Source organism: Flavobacterium limnophilum (assembly GCF_027111315.2).
GTDB classification, from domain to species: domain Bacteria; phylum Bacteroidota; class Bacteroidia; order Flavobacteriales; family Flavobacteriaceae; genus Flavobacterium; species Flavobacterium limnophilum.
In genome coordinates this window covers 197,127-217,871 of record NZ_CP114289.2, presented here as the reverse complement: position 1 = coordinate 217,871, position 20,745 = coordinate 197,127, and the positions used below count along the sequence as shown (strand labels likewise).

The 20,745-nt window shown below is 35.8% G+C and carries 24 protein-coding genes; 3 read left to right on the top strand and 21 right to left on the bottom strand.

The annotated features are described in order from the left end of the window. The first annotated feature begins 107 nt into the window (after positions 1 to 107). Both OZP13_RS00940 and OZP13_RS00935 read left to right on the top strand, forming a co-directional pair. On the top strand, positions 108 to 848 hold the full coding sequence (locus tag OZP13_RS00940) for a DUF2490 domain-containing protein (RefSeq protein WP_281298333.1): 741 nt from the start codon (positions 108 to 110) through the stop codon (positions 846 to 848). Positions 849 to 943: 95 nt separating this feature from the next. Then, positions 944 to 2,140, top strand: a complete 1,197-nt coding sequence (locus OZP13_RS00935) for an IS256 family transposase (protein ID WP_269239997.1) — start codon at positions 944 to 946, stop codon at positions 2,138 to 2,140. 131 nt (positions 2,141 to 2,271) lie between these two features. On the opposite strand, the gene OZP13_RS00930 is transcribed toward OZP13_RS00935, so the two are convergent. From OZP13_RS00930 to der, 3 genes are all read right to left on the bottom strand, one after another. After that, positions 2,272 to 2,736 carry a DUF4890 domain-containing protein gene (locus OZP13_RS00930; RefSeq protein WP_269241855.1) on the bottom strand — a complete coding sequence of 155 codons (465 nt, stop codon included), beginning with the start codon at positions 2,734 to 2,736 and terminating at the stop codon, positions 2,272 to 2,274. A 70-nt stretch (positions 2,737 to 2,806) separates the two neighbouring features. Further along, entirely contained in the window at positions 2,807 to 5,584 is a 2,778-nt protein-coding gene (locus OZP13_RS00925; RefSeq protein WP_281298332.1) for an outer membrane beta-barrel protein, read from the bottom strand. Positions 5,585 to 5,826: 242 nt separating this feature from the next. Then, entirely contained in the window at positions 5,827 to 7,137 is a 1,311-nt protein-coding gene (der, locus tag OZP13_RS00920) for a ribosome biogenesis GTPase Der (protein WP_281298331.1), read from the bottom strand. A gap of 202 nt (positions 7,138 to 7,339) precedes the next feature. Here der and OZP13_RS00915 point away from each other — a divergent pair, with 202 nt between their 5' ends. Beyond that, positions 7,340 to 7,837, top strand: coding sequence for a hypothetical protein (locus OZP13_RS00915; protein WP_269241849.1), 498 nt, complete (start codon positions 7,340 to 7,342; stop codon positions 7,835 to 7,837). A 50-nt stretch (positions 7,838 to 7,887) separates the two neighbouring features. Here the strand turns inward: OZP13_RS00915 and OZP13_RS00910 are convergent, their stop codons facing one another. The 18 genes from OZP13_RS00910 to OZP13_RS00825 all read right to left on the bottom strand — a co-directional run bounded on the left by OZP13_RS00910 (position 7,888) and on the right by OZP13_RS00825 (position 20,742). After that, positions 7,888 to 8,433: a hypothetical protein gene (locus OZP13_RS00910; RefSeq protein ID WP_281298330.1), complete on the bottom strand. Its 546-nt coding sequence runs from the start codon at positions 8,431 to 8,433 to the stop codon at positions 7,888 to 7,890. A 15-nt stretch (positions 8,434 to 8,448) separates the two neighbouring features. After that, positions 8,449 to 9,330, bottom strand: a complete 882-nt coding sequence (gene era, locus OZP13_RS00905; protein ID WP_269241846.1) for a GTPase Era — start codon at positions 9,328 to 9,330, stop codon at positions 8,449 to 8,451. A gap of 278 nt (positions 9,331 to 9,608) precedes the next feature. Continuing rightward, the gene (locus OZP13_RS00900) at positions 9,609 to 10,097 is read right to left on the bottom strand and encodes a hypothetical protein (protein WP_281298329.1); all 489 of its coding nucleotides are present in this window, start codon (positions 10,095 to 10,097) and stop codon (positions 9,609 to 9,611) included. Positions 10,098 to 10,228: 131 nt separating this feature from the next. Next, a complete protein-coding gene (locus tag OZP13_RS00895) occupies positions 10,229 to 10,546 on the bottom strand; it encodes a hypothetical protein (RefSeq protein ID WP_269241845.1) in 318 nt (105 codons plus the stop codon). A gap of 176 nt (positions 10,547 to 10,722) precedes the next feature. Next, a complete protein-coding gene (locus OZP13_RS00890) occupies positions 10,723 to 12,750 on the bottom strand; it encodes an OmpA family protein (RefSeq protein WP_281298328.1) in 2,028 nt (675 codons plus the stop codon). 77 nt (positions 12,751 to 12,827) lie between these two features. Next, a complete protein-coding gene (locus tag OZP13_RS00885) occupies positions 12,828 to 14,594 on the bottom strand; it encodes an Ig-like domain-containing protein (RefSeq protein WP_269241841.1) in 1,767 nt (588 codons plus the stop codon). A 303-nt stretch (positions 14,595 to 14,897) separates the two neighbouring features. Further along, positions 14,898 to 15,626, bottom strand: coding sequence for an ATP-binding protein (locus tag OZP13_RS00880; RefSeq protein ID WP_281298327.1), 729 nt, complete (start codon positions 15,624 to 15,626; stop codon positions 14,898 to 14,900). A gap of 259 nt (positions 15,627 to 15,885) precedes the next feature. After that, on the bottom strand, positions 15,886 to 16,164 hold the full coding sequence (locus OZP13_RS00875) for a YtxH domain-containing protein (RefSeq protein WP_269241839.1): 279 nt from the start codon (positions 16,162 to 16,164) through the stop codon (positions 15,886 to 15,888). Positions 16,165 to 16,191: 27 nt separating this feature from the next. Continuing rightward, entirely contained in the window at positions 16,192 to 16,344 is a 153-nt protein-coding gene (locus tag OZP13_RS00870) for a lmo0937 family membrane protein (protein WP_269241838.1), read from the bottom strand. Between the two features lie 19 nt (positions 16,345 to 16,363). Next, positions 16,364 to 16,819, bottom strand: a complete 456-nt coding sequence (locus OZP13_RS00865; protein ID WP_269241837.1) for a sll1863 family stress response protein — start codon at positions 16,817 to 16,819, stop codon at positions 16,364 to 16,366. Positions 16,820 to 16,876: 57 nt separating this feature from the next. After that, positions 16,877 to 17,062 (bottom strand): CsbD family protein, encoded by a 186-nt coding sequence (locus tag OZP13_RS00860; RefSeq protein ID WP_269241836.1) that lies wholly within the window; start codon positions 17,060 to 17,062, stop codon positions 16,877 to 16,879. Positions 17,063 to 17,230: 168 nt separating this feature from the next. Continuing rightward, positions 17,231 to 17,665: a low affinity iron permease family protein gene (locus OZP13_RS00855; protein ID WP_281298326.1), complete on the bottom strand. Its 435-nt coding sequence runs from the start codon at positions 17,663 to 17,665 to the stop codon at positions 17,231 to 17,233. Between the two features lie 2 nt (positions 17,666 to 17,667). Continuing rightward, positions 17,668 to 17,886 (bottom strand): hypothetical protein, encoded by a 219-nt coding sequence (locus OZP13_RS00850; RefSeq protein ID WP_269241833.1) that lies wholly within the window; start codon positions 17,884 to 17,886, stop codon positions 17,668 to 17,670. A 10-nt stretch (positions 17,887 to 17,896) separates the two neighbouring features. Beyond that, positions 17,897 to 18,139, bottom strand: coding sequence for a hypothetical protein (locus OZP13_RS00845; RefSeq protein WP_269241832.1), 243 nt, complete (start codon positions 18,137 to 18,139; stop codon positions 17,897 to 17,899). Positions 18,140 to 18,275: 136 nt separating this feature from the next. Beyond that, positions 18,276 to 18,500: a hypothetical protein gene (locus OZP13_RS00840; RefSeq protein WP_281298325.1), complete on the bottom strand. Its 225-nt coding sequence runs from the start codon at positions 18,498 to 18,500 to the stop codon at positions 18,276 to 18,278. A 6-nt stretch (positions 18,501 to 18,506) separates the two neighbouring features. Continuing rightward, complete coding sequence (locus OZP13_RS00835; protein WP_281298324.1) at positions 18,507 to 19,229, bottom strand: MlaD family protein; 723 nt, start codon at positions 19,227 to 19,229, stop codon at positions 18,507 to 18,509. A 16-nt stretch (positions 19,230 to 19,245) separates the two neighbouring features. Beyond that, positions 19,246 to 19,980 carry an ABC transporter ATP-binding protein gene (locus OZP13_RS00830; RefSeq protein WP_281298323.1) on the bottom strand — a complete coding sequence of 245 codons (735 nt, stop codon included), beginning with the start codon at positions 19,978 to 19,980 and terminating at the stop codon, positions 19,246 to 19,248. 3 nt (positions 19,981 to 19,983) lie between these two features. Beyond that, entirely contained in the window at positions 19,984 to 20,742 is a 759-nt protein-coding gene (locus OZP13_RS00825; protein ID WP_281298322.1) for an MlaE family ABC transporter permease, read from the bottom strand. Positions 20,743 to 20,745: the final 3 nt, after the last annotated feature.

The window sequence follows — 20,745 nt, the reverse complement described above, 5'->3', positions numbered from 1 at the left end:
TATTTTATAGCAACTAATCGCTGCTTGTCCTGTCAAAAAAGCCCTGAAAAAATAAATTCTTCTTAAATTAAGTTTGTTTATTTTTGCCGAAATTTGAATTGAACTTAATGAGAATTAACAACATACTATTTCTGTTTCTAGGATGTGCATTTTCGTATGCCCAAACAGAAAAAAATGTAGACCATCAAAGTTTACTTTGGACACGCTACTACAATCTTTTGACCATTAACAATAAATGGTCAATCCATTCTGAATTTGACAATCGGGTTTTTCTAAATTCCTTTGAAAATAATTTGTATGAATTTCGAGTTCAAGGTCGCTATAAAATCAACAAAGATATTGAAATAGGTGCTGGATATGCCTATTTCTCCGTTGCAACGCAAGATCCGGAAATCACGTTTGATTTTAGAATACCGGAAAACAGGGGACAACAGGATGTAATGTGGAAACAAGACATAGGCAGGATTACATTGTTACAGCGTTTTCAAGTGGAAGAACGTTTTTTTCACAATGCCAATAAAGAAGGTTTGGTTTCTGGAACCACTTTCTTTTGGAGATTTAGATACCGAATTCAAGGAGAATATTCCTTTTGGAAAAAAGAAGACCAGTATTTAAAGACCATTGTGCATGACGAATTGATGATTAATGCCGGGAAAAATGTTGTTAAAAACACATTTGACCAAAACCGGATTTATGCTGCATTACAATATGGCGTCAACAAAAACTTGGCCTTGGAATTGGGTTATTTAAACAGTTTTCAACAGCGTGCGAGTGGTGTGGATTATTTTGACAGGGACATTATCAGGTTTACTTTTTATCATAAAATAAACCTTCACAAAAAGAAGTAAGGTAGTATCCTATAAAGTGTGTAAGTAAAAAAAGTATTAGGGTTTGTGCAAACCCTAATACTTTTTTTACTTAATTTTAATATTTTACACATTTTATGAAAAAGGAAGATTTATTATCCGATGAATTTTTGAAGCAATTCAAAACAGGCGAAGACCTTTATGGCTTCTTAGCCCAACTACAAAAGCGAGGAATAGAGAAAATGCTCGAAGGCGAATTAGACGCCCATTTAGGCTATGATAAGCACGAGAAAACTACAAAATCCAATGCTCGTAATGGTTTTTCTAACAAGAAAATAAAAACCTCATTTGGCGAATCTCAGATTCAAGTTCCCAGAGATCGAGAAGCCTCATTTAACCCTTTAATTGTGCCCAAAAGGCAAAATATGCTCGATGGTTTAGAGAACGTAATAATCTCTCTCTATGCCAAAGGAATGAGCAATAGCGACATCGAAGAACAAATAAGAGAAGTTTATAATTTTGAGGTTTCCACTAGTACTATTTCTAGGATAACCGACACGGTTTCGAGTGATATTATTGCTTGGCAAAACCGACCTTTAGAGGCTGTTTATCTGATAGTCTGGATGGACGGAATTGTTTTTAAAGTTAGAGAAAACTCAAAAATAGTCAATAAAACCATCTATTTAGCCGTTGGACTTAATAGAGAAGGTAAAAAAGAAGTCCTTGGAATGTGGCTAGGAAAGAATGAAAGTGCTAGTTTCTGGCTTGGCGTTTTAACAGATTTAAAAGCTAGAGGAGTTGAAGATATACTAATTACTGCTACTGACAATCTAAATGGTTTTACGCAAACTATCAAAAATGTATTCCCAGAATCACAAACCCAAATCTGTGTAGTACATCAAATTAGAAACTCAGCTCGTTATGTGGTTTGGAAAGATAAAAAGGAATTTTCGGCAGATATGAAGCTTATTTACAATGCTCCAACTAAAGAAGCTGCTAAAGCATCTCTGGGAGATTTTTCTAAAAAATGGAATAATAAATATCCTTATGCGATTAAATCCTGGGAAGAAAATTGGGAGGAACTTACCGTATTCTTTGACTTTCCAGTAGAAATCAGAAAGATAATTTACACCACAAATTTAATCGAAAACCTCAATGGTAAAATCAGAAAATACACTAAAAACAAATTATCATTCCCAACGGATGAAGCTGTTTTAAAATCTGTATATTTGGCTTTGAGAGAGGCAACCAAAAAATGGTCGATGCCAATCCAAAACTGGGGATTAATCCTCAACCAGTTCTTGACTATATTTGAAAAAAGGGTTCAACTTTAATTAAAAAATCAAACCCCTATATTTTTAAACTTACACACTTTTTGGGATAGTGTCGGAAGTAACATAAAAAGTGCCAAATACAACGCTTTGTATTTGGCACTTTTCATGAAATGACTTGGTTGCAAACAGGACTATTCTTGCGGCTGGCCTCCTCTGTCTTCACCGCCTTGTCTACTTTCTCTTGCCTCCCTCATTTTTTCCCTATTGGCAGCTTCATTTTCTTTCATTTTTTTGAATTGCTCAGGAGTCAGAATCGCTTTCAATTTGTTGTCTGTTGCTGTTTTTTCTTCTTGTCTTTTTTGTTTAAGAGTTTCACGTTCTTCACTGGTCAACTCTTTTGAATTACTGGCCATTCGCTGGTCTCTCATCGCTTGAAGTTTAGCCGTTTGTTCTGCAATAATTGGTTTGATTTGCTCTTGTTGCTTGGCATCCAATTTTAATTCGGTTGTCATTCTATCCAACAAAGCTTGATTTCTTTGTTCTGGCGACATTTTTTCTTTTTGTCCTTTATTCGATTTTTTCTCCGATTGATTTTGGTCTTGTGCAAAAGAGGAAAAACCAATAACAAGTAATGCTGCGATAATTAATTTCTTCATTTTTTTTATTTTTTAAGGTTATCGATATTTAAGACAATCATTTTGTGAAATGGTTTAAATGACAAAAAAATTAATCCATTCCATCACCGCCACCCATTTCTCTACTTCTGGCACCACCCCTGGAACGTTTTTCTTTTCCTGAAAAACTCCCCAATTTATACGCTAGAGAAAACATGGCGTAACGTTTTAAAACGGTGTTTTCTTCATCGCGAATTATCGTTGCCGATATACTTCTTGCTGCACTTTGATTTTGATTCAAAACGTCATAGACTTTTACTTTCAAGGTCATTTTTTTACCAAAAAAACCATACGACAAACTGGTGTTCCATAAATAAAAATCCTTTTTGAAATCGCCCGAAAGATTCGAATTGTAAGTGTATCCAAAATCATTTCCGAAAATCCAGTTTTTGGGCCAATAATTGGTCGTTTGCAAGTTGATTCTGTGCACTACACTCGAATTGGATTTTCCAGTATTTTCGTATTTCGTTTCGTTGTAAGACAAACTATAAGATGGAGCAACGGTTAACAACTCTCCATAATCATAAGAGAAGTAAACTCTTGGGGTGACTTTCAATGATATTGCATCAAATAAAACGGCATTGGTATATCCTTTATCCAAGGAATAGTTTCCGTTTAAACCAAAACCATATCTTAGGACGTGAGCTTCTTTTTTTATGGTTTGATTCCAATTCCCTCCAACAGAAGTGGTGTAGGTTCCTGAAACATTTTTATATTCTGTTATTTTTTGCCCACCATCACCAAAACGCGCAATGGTAACCACTTCGCTGTTGAAATAATCTCCTCTCGCAAACAAGGTATAACCCGAACGAGTTCGCATGTCAAAATTCCTGTAATTGATGTTTAGACTACTTTTTTCATTTGGATTCAAATTTGGATTTCCTATTATCGTGTTCAAAGGATTTGATAAATTTGCCACTGGCATCAACTGATTGTATGTGGGAAGACTATTGGAATAATCATATCGCAAAGTAAGGAATTTTGATCGATCCAATTTATACCTGATTTGTGCTCTTCCAAATGGCAAAACATATTTCTGGTTCAAATCGGTAACTTTACCGAGATATAAAGAGTGATTGTCATAGTCAATAATGGAAGTACTCGAATTCAAATTAAAAGTGAATTTGTTCTTTTCAAAACTAATACCCACTTTTGGAGTAATGGAGTTTTGTCTCGAAGTCGTATAATTAGTCTGCAAATCATTTAAGGTGGAAGACGAATGGGAAATGTCATCGAAATCGTAGGTTTTCAAGTCATTTACTTGATTATTCCAGTCAAAATCAGAGCCCAATCGAATTCGCAACGAATCCGTTATAGGCTCAGTATATTCAATATCAACCGAATACGAATCACTTATATTGCTACTCTTGCCATTTTGGTCTCTGAAGATGTCTTCTTTATCCCCTTTATGGAAAATAGTACTTGACTTATTAAAAGCATCTGAATCACTATTTGCATTACTGTTGCTAAAAACAAAACTCAAGTTTCGAGATTTTTTTTCGAAGGTTTTATTAAAGTTTATTGTGTTTCCAAAATTAGTAGAATTACCTTCTTTATTGGATCCCGAGACACTTTCGTTTAATTTTGTCTCATTTATGTCCTTGGACAAACTGGAAGATTCCGAATGACTGTTGGTTCGAGTTTGATTGACTGTTGGTGTAACAACAAGCCTCATCGTTGGATCAATTTTATATTCAAATTCGAAATTGGCTTTGTTTCCCGTGCTTTCGTTTCTAGTCTTTGACTCCGCTTTGGTAAAAATATTGCCCGTGGATGACAATTCAACTTGATTGGAATTACTTTCGTTTTTATTGACCGAATTCGAAAAATTGTAGCTTCCCATCGCCAGTAATTGTTTCGACCACTCATCGTTATAATTAAAGCCAACCAAATTAGATTCGGTAATACCTTTTCCACTTCCAGCAGTTTTGCTGTTCCCTTTGGCATTTCGTCCTCCGCCCATACTGTCAAATACTTCATCCTGCGAAAACCCCGGTGCATTAATATTGTTGGCGGAAGCCAACAGGCTTATTTTTTGCTTATTATTGAAATAGTTCAAAATCATGCTGGTTTCATATCGATCATCCGTACCATATCCTGCCAAGAATTTCCCAAAGTAGCCTTTGTTTTTCTTTTCGTCAATGGTCAAATTGATACTGGAATAATCAGATGTGGATTCTTGCTTGGACAATTCCTCTTTTTTGGTTTTAAAATCAGATACTTGAACCTTGCTGATAATTTCTGCCGGCAAGTTTTTCAGGGCAATGGCTCCATCTTTATCAAAAAAAGCCTTTCCGTTTACCAAGAACTGGGTTACTTCTTTTCCGTTTACGGTTATTTTTCCATCACTGTCCACTTCAAATCCAGGCAATTGTTTCAATAAAACTTCAAGATTGGCATCTGGGCGCACCTTGAAAGAAGCCGCATTAAACTCTAAAGTATCCTTTTTTATTCGGATGGGTGGCGCTTCGCTTTTTATAACAACCTCGTTCAATTCCTTTGTGTTTTGCAACAAATATAATTTCCCGAAATCCTTGTTTTCCAAAAGGGCATTTTGTTCCTCAACATAAGGTTGATACCCCATATAATTGACCTTTATAAAAACTGGCTTGTCATATTTTTTGGTACTGATTTTAAAAATACCATTTTTATCGGTAGTGGCATACTCAATAACTGTAGAGTCTTTGACATTGGAAAAATAAACCGTGGCCAATTCTAATGGAACTTGCGTGTTAATATCATACACAGTTCCTTTAATCACAATGTCATTTTGGGCATTGGCAGAATAAACAAAAAACAAAAGCAATAAAAAAGAATGCAATTTGGTCATAAGAAAGATATTGATTTGTTAAGACTAAAAATGTTGTCAAAGGTTTAATTGTGTTTTACACATTTATATATTTTCTCTTGCTACTTATCACACTGGAAGCGTCTCAATTATATTGCCCGTGCTTGAAATCCTGGGCGTGACAAAGGAAGAAACCTGTGAATATACAATTGAACCATTTATCATTAGCATTACACAACCTAAAAGACAAAAAAAATCCCGATTGCTCGGGATTTAGTTTTTTTTTATTTTTCTCTAATATAAATATCGATTGGAACACCCGAGAAATCCCAGTTTTCACGAATCTTGTTTTCGAGGTAACGTTTGTAGGGTTCCTTGACATATTGCGGCATATTGGCAAAAAACACGAACTGAGGCGTGGCTGTTGGCAATTGCATGCAATATTTGATTTTTACGTATTTTCCTTTGGTTGCTGGCGGCGGATAAGCTTCAATCACCTTCAACATAAATTCGTTGAATTTTGAAGTCGCAATACGCTGTTGTCTGTTTTCATAAACTTGAACGGTTGCTTCCAAGGCTTTCAATAAACGTTGTTTGGTCAATGCCGAAACAAAAAGAATGGGCACATCCGTAAATGGCATTAATTCTTTCCTTATTTTTTCTTCGTAATCACGGGTTGACATGGTGTCTTTTTCGACCAAATCCCATTTGTTTACCAAAATCACGACTCCTTTTCTGTTTTTCTCGGCCAACCAAAAAATACTTTGGTCTTGTCCTTCGAATCCACGGGTGGCATCGATTACCAAAATACAAATATCGGCGTGTTCGATAGCACGAACCGAACGCATCACGGAGTAAAACTCCAAATCTTCCTTCACTTTTGCTTTACGACGAATTCCGGCAGTATCCACCAAGTTGAATTCGAAACCAAAACGGTCGAATTTAGTATCAATGGCGTCACGAGTTGTTCCCGCAATGTCGGTAACCATAAATCTTTCTTTGCCAATAAGTGCATTTATAAAGCTTGATTTTCCAGCATTAGGACGACCAACCACTGCAAAACGGGGCAAAACCACTTCTTCTTTTACAGGTTCTGGTTTTTCTGGAAAGGCCTCGATCAAAGCATCCAACAAATCTCCTGTTCCACTTCCTGAAATACTGGCAAATGTGTAATATTCTCCTAAACCAAGGTTGTAAAATTCGATGGCGTCTTTTTCACGCATCGCATTATCTACTTTGTTTACGGCCAATAAAACGGGTTTGGTCACTTTACGCAACAAACGCGCAACAACGTCATCCATTGGCGTAATGCCTTCTTCGACATCGACAACAAAGATAATTACGTCAGCTTCGTCAATGGCCAATTCTACTTGTTTTCGGATTTCGCCTTCAAAAACGTCATCCGATCCGCGAACATATCCTCCCGTATCAATCACGGAAAACTCTTTTCCGTTCCACTCGCTTTTACCATAGTTTCTATCTCGGGTCACCCCAGATACTGAATCTACAATAGCTTCTCTTCTTTGTATCAGCCTATTAAAAAGGGTTGATTTCCCTACATTAGGTCTTCCTACTATCGCAACAATATTATTCATTTTTGTAAATTTTAGCCCTTCGACAAGCTCAGGGTGACGATTAAATTTTAGATTTTAGAATCTAGTTTCCTAAATTTCTATTACTTATAAATCCAAAATGCAGTATTTTAATTTTTTGCAAAGGTAGTGTTAAATACCATACTATCAATTTTTTTACTATTTTGCAGTGCTATTAATCATTTCGAACCAAAAAATTGCCCTTATGGATGCCAATAATGAAATCAGACTTCGCTTGCGTTTTTACAAAGATGTGCCGGGAAACTTGGAGGCCGTTCGTCAAAAATTCGAAAATTACAAAGCAAATTGCACCGAAGATTGTCCTCTAAAAATCAAGCACAATCACATTTGGATGAATATGCCCGAGGCGAAACGCGAATATTGGTCGCCGCATTTGCACTTGGAATTGGAATCTAAAGACAATAACGAAACCCATATCCGGGGATTGTTTGGTCCAGAACCCACTTTATGGACGCTTTTTATGTTCTTGCATTTTATGGTGGCAGGGATTTTTATCATTTTTAGCACCATCGCCTACTCCAACTATGTTTTGAAACAACCAACAACAATGGATTTAATCGTGATGTTGCTTATGGTTATCGTTTGGTTTTTGCTCTACTTCATCGCCAAACAAATCCGATTCAAAGGCAATGGACAAATGAATGAATTAGAAGGGAAGTTCTTGGAGATTTTGGAATCGTAGTTTTTCTTGGAGAGATTTCCGTTGCAATCTGGCTAAAAAAAGGAAGATTTTTATTCTGTTGAATATAGTATTCCCCAAGCTCCATACTTCATTTCCTTTTGAAAAACGTCTCCAACTTTATATTTTTTATAGACTTCTAAAACAATTATTTCGTTTGTTTTTGGATTTTCAAATTCAACATAATGCCTTAATCTTCCGTTTTTTGTGATATTTTCTGTACATTTTTCAATAGGCTGACTAATTATTACGCTTTCTGATTTTCCAAAAATTTTATTAGTTGTTATTATTAAAGAAAATGCAATTCCAAAAAAAATTCCTGTGGAGCAAATTAACATAAACAATATTGAAAAGAAGTCGCTAAATTTTTCTTTGGTTTTAGATCTTTTTACCTTGTCAAGAGGTTTGACTTTTTTAAAATAAAATCTTGGAAGAATAACTAATAAACAGATTATAATTGGCAACAATAAATATTTGGCAGTAATCTTTAACGCAGTATGTGATTCAAAATATTTAATTGTAAAAAAAGGATAACCAATTATAATAGCACAAACTACATAAAAAAGTATAACCTTAAATTTCCAATTTTCTGTTTTCATTTTTTTATGCCCCAACTACTGATTATACCCAAACCTTTTCAACATATTGGCGTTGCTTCTCCAGTTTTTGTTGACTTTCACGTACAATTCGATGTGGATTTGTTTGCCGAAAAACTTCTCCAAGTCGGCACGGGCTTCCATTCCTACTTGTTTCAGGGCAGCACCTTTGTGGCCGATGATGATTCCTTTTTGGGTTTCGCGTTCCACCATAATTAGGGAACGAATTCGGATGATATTTTCGTCTTCGAAGAATTCTTCGGTCACGATTTCTACAGCGTATGGAATTTCTTTGCTGTAATTCAACAAGATTTTTTCGCGAATGGTTTCGTTTACGAAGAAACGTTCCGGTTTGTCCGTCAACTGGTCTTTTGGATAATAGGCTGGAGATTCAGGCAACAATGAAATTATTCTTTGGAAAACTTCGGGAACATTGAAATTCTGCAAGGCTGATATGGGATAAATCTCGGCATTAGGAACTTTCTCAGTCCAAAAAGAGACTTGAGCTTCTAATTGCTCTTGATTGGAATTGTCAATTTTGTTCAACAACAACAAAACTGGAATCTTGGAATGGATGATTTTATTGAAAAAAGCTTCGTCTTTCAGTTCTTGTTCGCCAATTTCGACCATGTAAATCAAGATATCGGCATCTTCAAAAGCGGATTTCACGAAGTTCATCATCGATTCCTGCATTTCGTAAGCGGGCTTGATGATTCCAGGCGTGTCGGACAAAATCAACTGAAAATCTTCTCCGTTTACGATTCCCAAAATTCTATGCCTAGTCGTTTGCGCTTTTGACGTGATGATGGATAATCTTTCGCCCACAAAGGCATTCATCAAGGTGGATTTCCCCACGTTTGGATTTCCGATGATATTTACAAAACCTGCTTTATGTGCCATAATATGTGTATTCATGTGAATTGTCGAATTCTTTTTTTGATAATTGGAATTCTATTTTAATTTTCGAATTCAGAAAAAACCGCAATGCGGTCAACTCCTTTATTTCTCGATGTTTCGGGCACAAAGGTACGATTGAAACACATATCTTCAACAAGAAATATCGAGTTTTTTAGAACTGCAGAAAACGATTAAATTGATTGTGAAGTTTTTAGACATAAAAAAAGGGTTGACTTTTAAAAAGTCAACCCTGATTATTTAAAAGTATGTACTTTCAAGATTTAATGTCCTTTTCCGTTACCTTTTCCATTATTTCCTTTGTTACCGTGATTCCCATTACCCTGATTTCCTTTGTTGTAATTACCGTGGTTGTCATTTTTATGGTATCTATTTCCTAGAGATTGTTGGGGTTTCCCTTTATAACCTTTGTAATATTTTACTTTATGGCTTTTGTAATTATCATAAGGCCTAGAACCGTGATAATCGTTCAAAACAACTTTATAACCCCTGTTCAAATCATAGTTTCTGTATTGATTGGGCAAACGACTGGAACGAATCCAGGCTCCGTTGCTTAGATAAATAAATTGTGTGGCTCTCACGTCATAATAAGACTGGACATCCGGTATATAATAATAATCCACGGACGAATAGCCTACTGGTCCCCAAGATGGTTGTAGTCCTAAATTTACGTTTACAGAAATTTGTGCGTTTATCGAATTAGATGCAAAAAGTATCATTATTCCCAAGGTCATTAATTTTAACATTTTCATTTTGTACGTTTTTTAATTATTATTTTTATTAGCATTTGTTGTTCAACATTATCTTAAAATCCAACAACTGTGCCAATAATTTGAAATTAGCATTTACTAACTGTTATAGTTTTATAAATAACTGAAAGTCACTACAAAAGAAGAATCAATAAAAGTATGATAATGATAATGGCACCAACAGAGAAATACACTCCATTACCTGTTGATTTTAAATTTGCTTTAATGGCACGTACTTCTTTACGTAACTCTTTCTTCTCGACAGAAGTCAAAGAAGATTTGTCCATTGTTTTTATTTCTTCCAGGCGGTTGTACATCACTTTTACTTCAGCGGGCACTTCTTTAGTATTGGCTGTAATAGCTGTTGTATTTTTTTCTGCAGCAAAAATTGTGGACGGCAAAATACTCAATGACAACACCATCATCATTAAATAAACGGGTAATTTTTTCATATTGCTTTTGTTTGAATTGTTTATAGTGTAAAGGTGAGGAGCATTCAAGCTTTTTGTGTTACACATTTATTGGTATTAATTACAAAATTCACACATTTGAAAAACGTATTCCATAAAAAAAGGACAGGTTTTTTTAAGTTCCTGTCCTTTTGCAATCTTGTTGAAATTATTTAAATCTATTTGCCCGAATTGAAGATATCAATAATAACGGTACGATTATAAAAACGTTCCTCTGGATACTTGTTGCTAAAAGGAGAGTGGCTCGGATCTTCTCCGTAACCGCTAACTTCAAATTTAACGTTAGTGCTGCCCAATTTGGCCAAAGCCTTTTCAAGAATATCTTTTACATCGTTGGCACGAGCTTGGGACAGTTTTAAATTATAGGCATCATCTCCAATAATATCGGCATGACCGTGGATAATGACCGTTCCATTGATTGGAATTTTAGGCGCCACGACATCTGTCAGGTATTTATCATAGATAGCGATGGCTTTCGATTCGTTGAATTCATAAATTACGCTATATCTTAGACCTTCATCTATTTTGGCTGGTGTCCAAAGCACAATATGTGCAGTTGTTTCTTTGGTTACGGCTTTACCGCTTTTAGTTTGACCCGTCATCGTGATTTTATAATCTCCTTCAGCTCGATTGCCTAAGATAGATTTGCTGGACAAACTCACCCTTTCTTGGGTATAAGGACCAAAAGATTGCACTTTTCCGCTTTCATCCTTAACTTGTAATGACCATACAGAAAAAGCTTCGTTGGCTCCTTTTACATCAAAAACCACATAACTTTCGATTGGTGCTTCTAGTAAAATTGCACTATCTGATGAATTTTTATCTGGACCACTTTGAAATTCTAGCAATAATACTGGAGAACTGCTTTCGATGGAAACTCTTCTATCGCCTTCACGAAGCAAATCCAATTCCAATGTTCCTCCTGGTTGCAGTGATGGAATATTTGGTTTCAACTGACCTTTTGTAGCAATTCTTGAAGAATTTATTCCGAAAGTATTGACCAAGTAGAATTTTACTGATTCTGCCATTCCTTTACCATCTTTTGCACCTAGTTCAGAAGATCCTACTAAAGTAATTGTTGTTGATGGGTTTTTTACCATTCGATCTCCTAAAATGTTTATTACATTATAATACACATTCATTTGTCTTTCTGAACGACCTGATTGGTTTATTGGCGTTACCATTTCCAGTTGGTCTTCCCTGAAGTCTTTTACTTCCTCTTTTTTAAGAAGTTTGTAACGACTTGGGATTTCGGTTGAACCTAAATTAAAGAAAACATAGTTACGCAAAGGAAAAACTTCTCTAACACGTCTTTGAGCAGGAGCATTTGCAGGAGCATTAACAGAAAAAACAACTTCTGGATCTGCAATAACTACAACTTTATCGTCCGGCGCTGAGATTAAATGTCCTTGACCAAATTTAAGTGCTACCCCTGCTCTAATAGTGGTTATATTTAAAGTTTCAATAGAACGAGGATCTTGACCAAAGTAAGGATGGAAGGAAGCAAAAGGAGAAAGAACAAATTGTGTTTTATTACTTTGAGACGAAAGCTGAATATCATAACCCAATCCGATTTGCATCGAAATGATGGTTTTATTGATATCACTTAAATCGCCTTTCACTTCAGGACTTGCTGCTTGATTAGGATAAGCAGGATTGATTCCCAGTTGATAAGTGAATGATTTATCCAAATTGAAAGCAAAACGAGGCCCTCCAAATAAATACAAATTAGATTTAAAAGGAGCAAAACGCAAACTTGGTTCTACCGTAATGTAACTGATATTCGTTTTTAAATCGGCTGGACAGTCACAAGGAGTCACCACTTGATCAAACTTGGCTTTACGATTGTCATATCCGGCTTGCAACATAAAACCCAATCTTGTATCAGGACGATGGTATTCCAAAAGAGGCGCCACAAACAATCCGACACCTTTACCTTCATGAAAAGTGGCTGGAGGCGTAAAATCAGAATTCAATTTATAAGTTGAACCTTCATAGAAATTAAAATTGGCACCACCTGCTACACCAAACCACCAAGACGGTTTTGTATATTGTAGTTCTTGTGCTTGAACTGGCGCTTGGATACTGAACCAAACCAAAGCAACTATCAAAATGCTTTTAAGTGTCAGTTTATTCGGGGTCAATGTACTATACAAACCCTCTTTAAAATTAGCTTTTGCTTTCATTTTTTTGTTTTTTATTTTGTTAAAATAAATCCCGCCCTAAGACGGGATGTGTTTTTTATATATTTAAAATCAAGTCCTTAGTTAGGCACATTAATTACGGTATTGACCATGGTAACCGAAGCCACCAGCGATATCGCTCTACCATTTAATGTAGTCACACTAGCATTGGTACTATTGGCAGGAGAAGACAAAGTCACTCCAGAATTAGCGATAATATTTCCAGTCATAACTCCACCACCGGCGTAGTTAATAACTGCTGCACTTCCTACATACCAGTATACATTTTTAGCCAAGGCTCCGTTAATCAATTTAACACTTCTTGGTACTGAATTACCCACTGTCAAAGCAGAAGCTGATTGGAAAACAAATATGGCATTGGCATCTCCTTTAGCATCCAATGTAAGGTCGCCATTCGTTATGTCAAAAGTTCCACTATTCGATTTATAAACACCTGCGGGCAAAGTCAACCCTCCTAGTTCACCTGCGCCTGGATCAATTCCACCTGGCATAGATGCTGGAGAAATACTTAGATAAGCAGCTCTAGCAGCGTTTAATCCTGCTAATGCAGTAGCTGCTTTTGTAGCAGTTCCTGGAGCAGGGGCATCTGCATAAATTCCACCTGTAACCAATCCGTTATTTAGAGGAGTTACTGTATAAACATCGGCAGTTAAACCGTCTTTGAAACCTGTAACCAAAGTTGAAGCAGCTGTAGTCCCAATCGCTCCATTTACTACTGTAAACAAACCTTGATTGGTTATTCCTGCATTTCCTCCAAAAACTCCAAAGAACAATCCACTTGTTCCTGCTGGTGGTGGTGTAACAATTACTGGAATCACTGTTGTAAAGTTCCAAACATAATTAGCAGCGAGCGGTGTACCAGCAACGTTAGTGGCTCCTGTAGTAATTGTAGCTGTATATGTTTTATTTCCTTCTAATGGAGAAGTAGGTGTAAAAGAAACCGTTGATCCAGAATAGGAAATAGCTCCCAAGATTGTAGTTGTTCCCTGCTTAACAGTAAATGTTGTAGCACTTAAGGTCAATGGATTCATTGGCATATTAAACGTAGCTCTAATCACTTTATTAAGAGCAACACCTGTAGCATTATTTGCTGGATCGGTAGAAACTACAATTGGTCTTAAACCTGTAGTAAATGTCCACACATAATCATTAGCCAATTCAGTTCCAATGATATTTTCAGCTCCTTTTGTTATGGTAGCAGTATATACTTTATTTTCATCTAATGGAGAAGATGGTGTAAATGAAACCATAGTTCCAGAATAAGTAATTGTTCCTAATACGGTTAATACCCCTTGCTTTACTGTAAATGTTGTAGAATTTAAAGTCAAAGGATTCATCGACATATTGAAAGTTGCTGTAATAACTTTATTAAGCGGAACATCAATAGCTAGGTTTGCTGGGTCTGTAGAAACTACAAGAGGATTAAGACCAGTTGTAAATGTCCATACATAATCAGCTTGCAAAGCATTACCTACTAAATCTTTTACAGATGTTTTAATTGTTCCTGTATAAAGAGTATTAATGGCAAGGCGAACAGTAGGCGTAAAAGTTGCTATTGTACCTGAATAAGTTACAACCCCTGAAACAGGAACTCCTGCCACAGATATGATGAAAGAGGATTGGTTGATAGTTGAAGGATTCATCTCTTCGTTGAAGGTTGCCGTAATTATTTGTCTCAAAGGCACTCCAAAAGCGCCATCAATAGGGTTCGTTGATAATACAACAGGACATACTCCAACGACTTCTTCGAAATCATCATTTGCACATCCCGAAATTAAAGCAATAAAGAGTATTGCCATGATCGATAGTAATTTTTTAGCTTTCATTTTTTGGGATTTAATGTTTTTAAAATGTTAAAATATTTTATTGTACAAAGATTGCCCAGTTATGATTGTGAAGTATTATACTATTCATCCTAAGAGTTGTATAATTCACTGATTCCTCAACAAACAAGCTCAAAAATCCAGATTATCTAAACCATTTCATCATTATACTACTAAATTTTTAATTTGCCATTAGCTTGATTTGTCATTTTTTCGTAAGCATATCCTTGAAAAATCAAAAAAAAATCGAGATTTCATATCTCGATTTTAAGAACTAAACGTCTTTTTTGTATTGGAGCCACATTGTCATTCCTTTTTTTCTTTTTGCACTAATTCACGAATAAAGGAGGACAATTCCCTGGTATAATTATCTAAAGTGATTGCGGCTTCTTTTATACAAGACACCAACTGATTTAATTCCTCTGGAGAACTTGTTGTTTGATCCAACATATTCGAAAAACCTATAATATTGGCAATAGGCTGCCTTACTTTATGCGAGGTCAAAAACATCATTTTCTCCAATCCTTCTATGTATTCTCTTTCATTGTCTTCGGCCCTTTTAAGATCTCTATTGGCAATATTTAGCTCCGCAGTCTTTATTTGCCTCTCCTGGGTTTTATAAATCAATTTTTTGTTGGCAATAAGCAACTCCGATTCCCTAATGGTTTTTTCCAGCTTTTGAAAGTCAAGTTCCCTATTGGCAATAATCAATTCTACGGCTCTTTTTTCTTTCTCTTTATTTTGAAAAGCCAGTTCAATATTGGCAATGGCTAACTCGGCAGCACGTTTTTCTTTTTCTTCATATTGAAAGGCCAGTTCTTTATTTGCAAGAATCAATTCTGCAGCAAGACCTACTTTTTCCTTGTACTGAAAACTAAGTTTATTGTTGGCGATGATTAACTCCTTTGCCGTTTTCTCTATTTCTGCTTTTTTAGATTCCGCTTTTTTGTTGCCCAAAAATAATTTTCGCGCAAGTTTTATTTCCATCATGGAGACAGACTCTTTTAAAACATCATTTTCAATTATCGTTTTCATAGTATTAAAAGTTACATGACAACAAAACCCCAACAAGCATTACTATACTATAGCAACCACAATAGAAACTGTCATTTTTGACAATAGGGATAGATAAAACACCAACCGTTTTGCCTAATGTGTTAAGCATTAGCAATTTTGAAGTTGCCCTATTGACCTACTGTTTTTTCAAAAACAGTCCTACTGTTTGTTGCTTGATTATTTATAAATTTTAAACTCATTCAAGATTTATAATTCCAGCTCAAAAAGCTTTAGAATTTTAACGCTCCAGGCTTTTCAGTTCTTTTTTCACGGCATTCAATTTCGATTCTCCTTCAGAAATTAATTCATCTTTTGCTTTCCAAATGTCCTCATATTTATCATTCATCGATTCCAGCAAAGAATCAAATTTGTCTTTCAAAGCATCTGCGCCATCATTGGCTTTATTCATTATTTTTCTTCTTGTTTTCGACCCTTTTTCTGGCGCAAACAAAACGCCCATCAATGCTCCGGCCGCTAGACCTCCCAAAACTCCTAATACTAATTTACCTGAATTCATAATTTCTTTATTTTATGTTTAATTTATTTATAATCTTCTACCTTGAATAAGTCTCAATAAGATAGCAACAATTGCTATGACAAGTAGAATGTGAATGATTGATCCAATGCTATAGGCGAAGAATCCGATGGCCCATAAAATGATTAGAATGACTGCCACGGTGTAAAGTAAATTGCTCATTATTTCTTTTTTTTTTAAATTATTTTTTATTGTCAACTGTTAAATCTTTCAGGCTTTGGCCTATTTCGCCCATATCGTGATTGAATTCGCGTTTAAAGGATTGCCAATCTGCATTTGCATCGTTTTTATACGTTTCCATTTTGATTTTAAGGTCTTTGTTTTTTTGTTCCAGAGCTCCAATGTTTTTTTCGTACTTGTCATCCATTGTTTTTCCGGTATTTTTCATTTTCAGTTTTAATTCAGCTATTCGAGCTTCATTATAATTGATTACAGAATCGGTTTGACTCTTGAAAGCGCTCCATTCTTCTGCGTTTGCTTCTTTTTTGGCCACAGCCAAACTGTCTTTGGCATCTTGCACATTTTCTTTGGCATCCTGAACCTTATCCTGGGAGGCATTTTGTTCTTTGGTAGACGGCTTGCAACTTACCAGGACTGTGACCACAGCAATTGCCAGAGTAAAGAATATTTTTTTCATTTTAAACATTTTAAAGGTTGTTTTGAAGTGATACCGTTCAATTTTACGAATTTCAACTTAAAGAGCTCCAATGATTTTATTCAATTCCTCCGTGGTTTTACCAAGTTTCAGTTGAAGTTTTGCAATCATTTCTTCTTTTTTTCCTTTTACAAACAAAAAATCACCATCGGTCAATGCGGCAAATTTTTGTTTGAGTTTTTCCTTTTGCTCTTCCCAGTTTCCTTTTATTTCTGAAGTATTCATAAATATTAAATTTTATTGCAAAAGAATATTCACAACATTACAAAGGTGTCTCGATTAGAAGAGGAAAGTGTTATATAACTTTGGAAAGAAGTTACATCATTCACACATTTAGCTTACTCTAGATTTCCTGTATCAGAAAAAAAAGCAATGAAATTGGATACTGCCAAATTATTTTTCCAAAGTGTTTTTATTCATTTCTTCTTCCACAACACCATCAAGTTCTTTGAGTTGTTCGGCCAGTTCAGCATATTCCCTGGACAATTCGGTTATTTCTCGTTCTGTCTTTTCTTCGGCATTGATAACCGAATTGCTTGCCGTTTCGTGAGACGAGACCAATTCATTCACTTTCAAATGCAAGGAACCCGAAAACTTGTTGAATGATTTTTGAATAATAAACAAACTCAAAAAAGTGGTTCCAAAGATGAAATCTCCAATAATTTCATGCAAATCGCGAGTGGTAAAAAAATCATTTACCCACCAACAGATTACCAAACAAAAAGCCAAAATAAATGTGATGGAATTCCCCAAAACTGAGGTCGCCAAAGAAACCAGTCTTTCGAAAATCATTTCGCTAAAACTGTATATGTTACTTATTTTTTTCACTGTTATTTTGTTGAGATATGTTTGTTTTTGACATAGTCCTTTACTAAAACTTCCAATGAATTATAGTAATCTTGTAATAGTTCACGGTTCATTTTTGGCTTTTCCGCATTCGGAATCGTGACGGGCATCTCTAGAATATATTTTGACAATTCTGGGTAGTGTTCTTTTATTTTCATCGTAATTTGGAGAATGGCGATGTCGAGTTCTTTTTCGGTTTTCATAATAAACGTTTTATCCGTTATTGCAATGATGTTTCTTTTTTAACCAAGATTTATAATCGAATAGATTGTCTTCTTGAGCCTTTACAGAACATCCTTTACTTTTATTGTAATATTTTTGCTCTTGATGATTGTTGATTTCATTATAAGACATTGCCACTTCAAGACGACATTTTGCATTGCTGGCAAAAACACCAATAAAATCTTGATTATCGGTTAAAACATCCTGATTTTGAACTGCTTTAGTTGCTGTCATTTTATATTTTGTTTTATCGAAAATGAATTTTTCCGACTTTACAAAGATGAAGAGCATTCGTAACGAAAGTGTTACACAACTTTAGCGTAAAGTTGCATAATTCACATATTGAATTTACAAATCACCTAAAGCGCCTTTATTCACTTTTAGTTCTACCAGCTTTAATAACGAGGATGCCTCCCACTGCAACGATTAACATTCCCAAAACAGGTTTCCATTGCAAAGGATGATTTTCTTTCTTGTTTATCTCGATGGGACCCAAGTCAACTACTTTTTCTGTGGTTACATAATTAAATCCGGTGTAAACGGTCATCATTATCCCGATTACAATAATGACTATTCCTGTAGCTCTTGTTTTCATTTTAATTTATTTTTTCTTTGCTTCTTCTTGTTTTGCCAACTCTTCCTTTTTCTTGGCTTCGGCTTTTTCTTTTTTGTTGAAATAGCCTTTCAACAGAAAATTATGTTTGGCGGCTTCCATATTTTCGCTCAATCCTTTTGAACTCTTTTTCAAATTCGACATAGTGGCATCTAGTGTTCCGGCAAATTCTTCGTCATTCATTAATTTCGACAACATCCCTTTTCCATGATTCATATTGTAGGTAAATAAAGCTAATTGAGCCGTAATGACCTCAATATTATCGACACTTTTTTTCACGCTTTTCATCAAGTCTTCTATTTCTAGTGGACTTTTTGAAGCAATAAAAGCGTTGTCTTTGATGATTTTATTGGACGAAGATCCTGGCGAAATAGTCATCACTTTGTCCCCCATCAATCCATCGGAACCAATGCTTGCCATGGCATCTGTCTTAATGTATTTTTGGACATCTTTTTCTATGACTAAATCCACGACTACGGTGGAGTCTGTTATCAATTCGATTTCGCTTACCGTACCTACATTTATTCCTGAAAAACGCACATTGTTTCCCACCTTAAGACCACTGACGGTTTTAAATCGTGATTTTACGTGAAAGCTGTCTCCAAACATGTTTTGCTGTTTGCCAACAAAATAAATTGTAAAGACAAACAGTATTAGTCCAACGATTACAAACATTCCCAATTTCCAATTTGACCCGATATCTTTCTTCATTTTTAGTTTTATTTAATTAAATAAAAAAGGAACGCACCCATTCGTCCTTGCTTTTTTCCAATGCTTCATAACTACCCTCGGCATTAATGATTCCGTCTTTCAGAATCAAAATTCTATAGCCGGTTGCTTTGGCGCAAGCCATATCGTGGGTAATTATGATGGAGGTTGTTTTGTGTTTTTCCTGGACAGACATCATTAATTCACTGATTTCCCTGGAGGTAATGGTATCCAAACCCGAAGTGGGTTCGTCATACAAAATAATCTCGGGCTTGATGATAATGGCTCTGGCCAATGCAATTCTTTTTTCCATTCCGCCAGACAATTCCGAAGGCATTTTGTCTATGGCTTCTTTTAGTCCAACACTTTCCAGTGCTTCGATAATTTTAGCCTCAATTACTTCTTCGGCTAAATTTCGAGTATGGTGTTTTAATGTAAATGTCAAGTTTTGTCTTACCGACATCGAGTCGTACAAGGCACCATTCTGAAACATGAAACCAATGCGAATCCGTACATCATTGAGTTCGTAGTCTTTCAACGAGCTAATCTCCGTATCGAAAATTTTGATGTTCCCTTTGTCGGCTTTTACCAATCCAACCAAACATTTGATGGTAACGGATTTTCCCGAACCGGAACGACCCAGAATGACCAAACCTTCGCCTTTGCTGACCGTGAGATTGATTCCTTTTAGAATTTCATTTTTTCCAAAAGTTTTATACAGGTTCTCGATGGCTATTACAGGGGGTGTTTCCATAATTTAAAAAAATAAATCGGTTAATTGAACGGCCAACATATCGATAATAAAGATGGAAAGCGAGGCCGAAACCACTGCTTCATTTGCTGCAATCCCTACGCTTGCCGTTCCGTTTGAGGCATTGAAACCCTTATAAGAACCTATTAATCCAATGAAAAAACCGAAGAAAAAAGTCTTGATAAAAGCCGGCAATAAATCCAAAAATTCAATATGTTCCAACACTTCGGAGAAGTAGCGAAACAAGGTCATGTTTCCATGAATGTTGTAGCCTACATATCCGCCATAAATCCCAATAAAATCAGCATAAATCACCAAAAGAGGTACCATAAACGTGGTTGCCAAAATTCGGGTAACCACCAAATATTTATACGGATTAATGGCCGAAACTTCCATGGCGTCTATTTGTTCCGTGACTTTCATCGAACCCAATTCGGCACCAATTCCCGAAGCTATTTTTCCGGCACAAATCAAGGCGGTAATTACCGGGGCAATTTCCCTGATTATGGACAAGGAAACCATGCTGGGCAACCAAGATTCGGCACCGAATTTCAACAATGTGGGCCGGGATTGAATAGTCAACACCAAACCCATTATAAATCCAGTGATGGTTATTAAGGGCAGGGTTTTGAATCCAACGGCAAAACATTGCCTGCTGAATTCCCTCAATTGAAAAGTAGGCTTGAAAAGTTCCCTGAAAAACCTCAAGGCGAATTGGGTTATGTCGCCCGCTTCGTTAAAAACATTTTTTAGATATATAGTCAAAAT

Excerpts from the sequence above, each read along its gene's own strand:
- OZP13_RS00940 (WP_281298333.1), top strand. The coding sequence starts at position 108 with ATGAGAATTAACAACATACTATTTCTGTTTCTAGGATGTGCATTTTCG.
- OZP13_RS00935 (WP_269239997.1), top strand. The coding sequence starts at position 944 with ATGAAAAAGGAAGATTTATTATCCGATGAATTTTTGAAGCAATTCAAA.
- OZP13_RS00930 (WP_269241855.1), bottom strand. The coding sequence starts at position 2,736 with ATGAAGAAATTAATTATCGCAGCATTACTTGTTATTGGTTTTTCCTCT.
- OZP13_RS00925 (WP_281298332.1), bottom strand. The coding sequence starts at position 5,584 with ATGACCAAATTGCATTCTTTTTTATTGCTTTTGTTTTTTGTTTATTCT.
- der (WP_281298331.1), bottom strand. The coding sequence starts at position 7,137 with ATGAATAATATTGTTGCGATAGTAGGAAGACCTAATGTAGGGAAATCA.
- OZP13_RS00915 (WP_269241849.1), top strand. The coding sequence starts at position 7,340 with ATGGATGCCAATAATGAAATCAGACTTCGCTTGCGTTTTTACAAAGAT.
- OZP13_RS00910 (WP_281298330.1), bottom strand. The coding sequence starts at position 8,433 with ATGAAAACAGAAAATTGGAAATTTAAGGTTATACTTTTTTATGTAGTT.
- era (WP_269241846.1), bottom strand. The coding sequence starts at position 9,330 with ATGGCACATAAAGCAGGTTTTGTAAATATCATCGGAAATCCAAACGTG.
- OZP13_RS00900 (WP_281298329.1), bottom strand. The coding sequence starts at position 10,097 with ATGAAAATGTTAAAATTAATGACCTTGGGAATAATGATACTTTTTGCA.
- OZP13_RS00895 (WP_269241845.1), bottom strand. The coding sequence starts at position 10,546 with ATGAAAAAATTACCCGTTTATTTAATGATGATGGTGTTGTCATTGAGT.
- OZP13_RS00890 (WP_281298328.1), bottom strand. The coding sequence starts at position 12,750 with ATGAAAGCAAAAGCTAATTTTAAAGAGGGTTTGTATAGTACATTGACC.
- OZP13_RS00885 (WP_269241841.1), bottom strand. The coding sequence starts at position 14,594 with ATGAAAGCTAAAAAATTACTATCGATCATGGCAATACTCTTTATTGCT.
- OZP13_RS00880 (WP_281298327.1), bottom strand. The coding sequence starts at position 15,626 with ATGAAAACGATAATTGAAAATGATGTTTTAAAAGAGTCTGTCTCCATG.
- OZP13_RS00875 (WP_269241839.1), bottom strand. The coding sequence starts at position 16,164 with ATGAATTCAGGTAAATTAGTATTAGGAGTTTTGGGAGGTCTAGCGGCC.
- OZP13_RS00870 (WP_269241838.1), bottom strand. The coding sequence starts at position 16,344 with ATGAGCAATTTACTTTACACCGTGGCAGTCATTCTAATCATTTTATGG.
- OZP13_RS00865 (WP_269241837.1), bottom strand. The coding sequence starts at position 16,819 with ATGAAAAAAATATTCTTTACTCTGGCAATTGCTGTGGTCACAGTCCTG.
- OZP13_RS00860 (WP_269241836.1), bottom strand. The coding sequence starts at position 17,062 with ATGAATACTTCAGAAATAAAAGGAAACTGGGAAGAGCAAAAGGAAAAA.
- OZP13_RS00850 (WP_269241833.1), bottom strand. The coding sequence starts at position 17,886 with ATGAAAACCGAAAAAGAACTCGACATCGCCATTCTCCAAATTACGATG.
- OZP13_RS00845 (WP_269241832.1), bottom strand. The coding sequence starts at position 18,139 with ATGACAGCAACTAAAGCAGTTCAAAATCAGGATGTTTTAACCGATAAT.
- OZP13_RS00840 (WP_281298325.1), bottom strand. The coding sequence starts at position 18,500 with ATGAAAACAAGAGCTACAGGAATAGTCATTATTGTAATCGGGATAATG.
- OZP13_RS00835 (WP_281298324.1), bottom strand. The coding sequence starts at position 19,229 with ATGAAGAAAGATATCGGGTCAAATTGGAAATTGGGAATGTTTGTAATC.
- OZP13_RS00830 (WP_281298323.1), bottom strand. The coding sequence starts at position 19,980 with ATGGAAACACCCCCTGTAATAGCCATCGAGAACCTGTATAAAACTTTT.